Source organism: Dokdonella sp., from assembly GCF_039926425.1.
Classification (GTDB): domain Bacteria; phylum Pseudomonadota; class Gammaproteobacteria; order Xanthomonadales; family Rhodanobacteraceae; genus Dokdonella_A.
Window position 1 is genome coordinate 1 of the sequence record NZ_JBDSWZ010000146.1, and the last position, 4,158, is coordinate 4,158.

At 64.6% G+C, this 4,158-nt stretch carries 5 protein-coding genes; 4 read left to right on the forward strand and 1 reads right to left on the reverse strand.

The window, feature by feature from the left end; all coding sequences use genetic code 11:
- Window positions 1-306: 306 nt before the first annotated feature.
- A complete protein-coding gene (locus ABIV12_RS08660) occupies window positions 307-1,245 on the forward strand; it encodes a carbohydrate kinase family protein (RefSeq protein WP_348058296.1) in 939 nt (312 codons plus the stop codon).
- Window positions 1,246-1,308: 63 nt separating this feature from the next.
- The gene (locus tag ABIV12_RS08665) at window positions 1,309-1,743 is read left to right on the forward strand and encodes a DUF192 domain-containing protein (RefSeq protein WP_348058298.1); all 435 of its coding nucleotides are present in this window, start codon (window positions 1,309-1,311) and stop codon (window positions 1,741-1,743) included.
- Window positions 1,744-2,017: 274 nt separating this feature from the next.
- Here ABIV12_RS08665 and ABIV12_RS08670 read toward each other — a convergent pair whose 3' ends face one another.
- Window positions 2,018-2,218, reverse strand: a complete 201-nt coding sequence (locus ABIV12_RS08670; RefSeq protein ID WP_348058300.1) for a rubredoxin — start codon at window positions 2,216-2,218, stop codon at window positions 2,018-2,020.
- A gap of 86 nt (window positions 2,219-2,304) precedes the next feature.
- On the opposite strand from ABIV12_RS08670, the gene thiE reads away from it, so the two are divergent.
- Window positions 2,305-2,928 (forward strand): thiamine phosphate synthase, encoded by a 624-nt coding sequence (thiE, locus tag ABIV12_RS08675; protein WP_348058302.1) that lies wholly within the window; start codon window positions 2,305-2,307, stop codon window positions 2,926-2,928.
- 16 nt (window positions 2,929-2,944) lie between these two features.
- Window positions 2,945-4,158: glutamate-1-semialdehyde 2,1-aminomutase (hemL, locus tag ABIV12_RS08680; RefSeq protein ID WP_348058304.1), on the forward strand; the 1,214-nt coding region annotated here is incomplete at its 3' end.

The window sequence follows — 4,158 nt, forward strand, 5'->3', positions numbered from 1 at the left end:
GATCGAGAGATCGTTGGAGAAGAGTCCGCGTAAACCTTTGAACATGAGCGAGGCGCGAGCCTGTATGAAGGACGGGAAAAGCGCGCAAGTCTACCAGCTACCCGCGCATGAACAAGGTCGGCGAGGTTAAAAAACCCTTGTCGGACGAAGGGTTCGGGATATTTTCACTGCTTGTTTCGAGCTGTCGGGAAGTCCCCGTCGCACGCCTCCGGCGCATCGCGTTTCCGGGCCGGTGCGCCGGTCGGGTAAGCTTCACCGGTTTGCGCGGCTCGCACTCGCACCGCCGCGCGCTTTCCGGAATCCTCCATGTCAGCTCTGATCTGCGGTTCGCTTGCCTACGACACCATCATGGTGTTCCAGGACCAGTTCAAGAAGCACATCCTGCCCGACCAGGTGCATATCCTGAATGTGTCGTTCCTCGTCCCGCGGATGCGCCGCGAATTTGGTGGCTGCGCCGGCAACATCGCCTACAACCTCAAGCTGCTCGGTGATGATCCGATCCCGATGGCGACCGTGGGCCAGGATTTCGCGCCGTATCGTGCGCATCTGGAGAAATTCGGCATCCGCCTCGATCAGGTGCGCGTGTTCGACGACCAGTTCACCCCGCAATGCTTCATCACCACCGACCTCGACAACAACCAGATCACCGCGTTTCATCCGGGTGCGATGTCGAGTTCGCACGAGAACCACGTGCGCGACGTCGAGGGCGTGACGTTCGGCATCGTCGCGCCGGACGGACGCGAGGCGATGCTGCAGCACGTCGATGAATTTGCCGCATGCGGCATTCCCTTCATCTTCGATCCGGGCCAGGCGATGCCGTTGTTCGACGGGGAGGAATTCCGCTCGATGATCGGCAAGGCGACCTACGTGATCGTCAACGACTACGAGTCGCAGTTGTTGCAGCAGCGGACCGGCTGGAGCGCCGCGGAGATTGCGGGTCGCGTCACTGCCTACATCGTGACGCATGGCCCGCGCGGGTCGAACATCCTGCTTGCAGACGGCACCGTGCACGACATTCCTCCGGCGCGCGAGCGCCAGGTGGTCGATCCGACCGGCTGCGGCGATGCCTATCGCGCTGGTCTCATTTTCGGCCTGATGCGCGGCTACGACCTGCCCACCTGCGGCCGCATGGCCTCGTTGATGGGCGCGCTGAAAGTCGAGCATCCCGGCACGCAGAACCAGCACTTCGATTTCGCGCAGTTTGCCGCCGAGTACAAGGCGCAGTTCGGTCACCCGCTCGCCTGATCCCGGACGCCAGCCGGCGCTCCGCACGCTTTTCCCTTTTTGCTCCGATTCAGAGGATCCGCCATGACCCGCTTGCGCTATTTCCATGTCGCCACCCTCGCGCTGTGCGCAACGATCCAGGCCTGCGCTGCAAAGGGGCCGAGCGTCGATCTGAAAGGCCAGTCGTATTCCATCGAGATCGCGGAAGACAATGCCACGCGCGAGCATGGCCTGATGGATCGCGCGAGCATGCCGGCTGATCACGGCATGCTGTTCGTGTTCCCGGACGACGTCCCACGCGCGTTCTGGATGAAGAACTGCAAATTCCCGCAGGACATGCTGTTCTTCGATGCAGAGCGAAAGCTCGTCAGCGTGCAGCACGACGTGCCCGCGTGCACGGCGGATCCCTGCCCGGCGTACTCGAGCGGTGCACCTGCACGCTATGTGCTCGAACTCAATGCCGGTCAGGCGAAGAAGCTGGGTCTGACGTCGGGCGACGAGCTGACGATCCATCGCTGATCGGCGATCGTTCGCACCACACGCCATCGCGCAAGCTCAGCGTGCCGCGCAGCTGGTGTGCGCAAGCCAGACCCTGGCGATAGGGCACCAGCACATCCGTCGCGTGCTCGATGCCTGCGTCTTCGATCGGGACAAAAATGCGCATGGTCGGTTCCGTTGGGGGAGACGGAACGCAGTGCACCATGTGCAAACGCACTGCTTGCGACGCGCCGATGACAGAACCGGGGCGGAGTGTGGCAACGAAGAGGCGCCTCGCCAGGCGATCGGGGCGCGATCAGATTTCGATCATCTCGAAATCGGACTTGGTCACGCCGCAGTCGGGGCAGGTCCAGGTTTCCGGAACGTCTTCCCAGCGCGTGCCCGCCTCGATGCCGTCGGAAGGCCAGCCTTCGGCCTCGTGATAGAGAAAACCGCAGACGACGCACATGAAGGTTCGGAACGGCGCGCCGGACGCGGAGGGGGCGGAATCGGACATCGTGGGGAAGGTGGTCGAGTCGAAGGCCTCGTATTCTCTCAGCTTGGTTCCTGTCGCGAAAGCGCCGAACACACACCTCCCGCCCGATGAAACCTCCTGCACGCCGATCGTTGCGCGGCCTCTATGCGATCACCGACGGTCCGAGACCGGACTTGCTCGGCGTCTGTGAAGCCGCGCTCGAAGGCGGCGCCGCGATGCTGCAGTACCGGGACAAATCAACCGATCGCGCCCGACGACTGCGCGAGGCGCAGGCGCTGCAGGCGCTGTGCATGCGTTGCGACGTGCCATTGATCGTCAATGATGATGTCGAGCTGGCGCACGCGATCGGTGCGGCCGGCGTCCACCTCGGCGAACACGATGGCGATTTCGCCGCGGCCCGCGCGCGCCTCGGAACCGGCGCAATCATCGGCGTGTCCTGCTACGACTCGCTGGCGCGCGCGCGGCAATTCGCCGCTGCGGGCGCCGACTACCTTGCGTTCGGGGCGTTCTTTCCATCGCCGACCAAGCCGGCCGCCCGTCGTGCCGGCGCGTCGCTGCTGACGGATGCGGCGACCTTTCGCATTCCGCGGGTGGCGATTGGCGGGATCACATCCGACAATGCGCGCACGTTGATCGACGCCGGAGCCGATGTGGTGGCGGTGATCACTGCGGTGTTTGGTGCGCGCGACGTGCGCGCTGCGGCGCGCCGGCTGTCCGACCTTTTCCCATGAACCTCACGAGCCCCCGATGACGACCAACCACGAACTCTTCGAACGCGCGCTCGCGCGCATTCCCGGCGGCGTGAACTCGCCCGTGCGCGCATTCAAGTCGGTTGGAGGCGAGCCGTTCTTCACCGCCCGCGCCGATGGCCCGTACCTGTGGGACGTCGAAGGCACGCGCTACATCGACTACATCGGATCGTGGGGGCCGATGGTCGTCGGGCACAATCACCCGCACGTCCGTACAGCGGTGGCGCGGGCAATCGAGGATGGCCTTTCGTTCGGCACGCCGTGTCCGGCGGAAGTGACGATGGCCGAGACGATCGCCGACATGGTGCCGTCGATCGATGTGGTACGCATGGTCAATTCCGGCACCGAGGCGACGATGTCGGCGGTGCGGCTTGCGCGCGGATTCACCGGACGCTCGCGCATCGTCAAGTTCGAAGGCTGCTACCACGGCCACGGCGACGGGTTTCTCGTCAAGGCGGGTTCCGGCGCATTGACGCTTGGCGTGCCGACGTCCCCCGGCGTGCCGAAGGCACTCGCCGATCTCACGCTGACCTTGCCGTACAACGATCTCGACGCTGCAGAGAAGCTCTTTGCCGAGGTCGGTAACGAAGTCGCTGCGCTGATCATCGAACCGATCGCCGGCAACATGAACTGCATCCTGCCGCGCGACGGGTATCTCGCAGCGTTACGCGCGCTGTGCACGAAGCACGGCGTGCTGCTGATCTTCGACGAGGTGATGACCGGATTCCGCGTCGCGGCGGGCGGTGCGCAAGCGCTGTACGGCATCACGCCGGACCTCACCACGTTCGGCAAGATCATCGGCGGCGGCATGCCGGTCGGCGCATATGGCGGACGGCGCGACGTGATGCAGATGATTGCGCCGGCCGGTCCGGTCTACCAGGCCGGCACATTGAGCGGCAATCCGGTCGCGATGGCCGCGGGTCTCGCGATGCTCGATCTGATCCGCACGCCCGGATTCCACGACGAACTCGATCGCCGCACGCGCCTGTTGACCGATGTGCTCGCGTCCGCGGCCGCCGAAGCCGGCGTCCCGGTGAGCTTCAACCGTGTGTGTGGGATGTTCGGACTGTTCTTCACGCCGGAAAAAGTCGAGACGTATGCGCAGGCGACGGCCTGCGATGTCGCCGCGTTCAACCGGTTCTTCCACGGCATGCTCAAGCGCGGCGTGTATCTCGCGCCCTCCGCGTTCGAGGCCGGCTTCGTGTCGATCGC

Bases quoted from the DNA above. Each gene is read 5' to 3' on its own strand.
- ABIV12_RS08670 (WP_348058300.1), bottom strand. From the start codon at position 2,218: ATGTCCGATTCCGCCCCCTCCGCGTCCGGCGCGCCGTTCCGAACCTTC.
- ABIV12_RS08660 (WP_348058296.1), top strand. From the start codon at position 307: ATGTCAGCTCTGATCTGCGGTTCGCTTGCCTACGACACCATCATGGTG.
- thiE (WP_348058302.1), top strand. From the start codon at position 2,305: ATGAAACCTCCTGCACGCCGATCGTTGCGCGGCCTCTATGCGATCACC.
- ABIV12_RS08665 (WP_348058298.1), top strand. From the start codon at position 1,309: ATGACCCGCTTGCGCTATTTCCATGTCGCCACCCTCGCGCTGTGCGCA.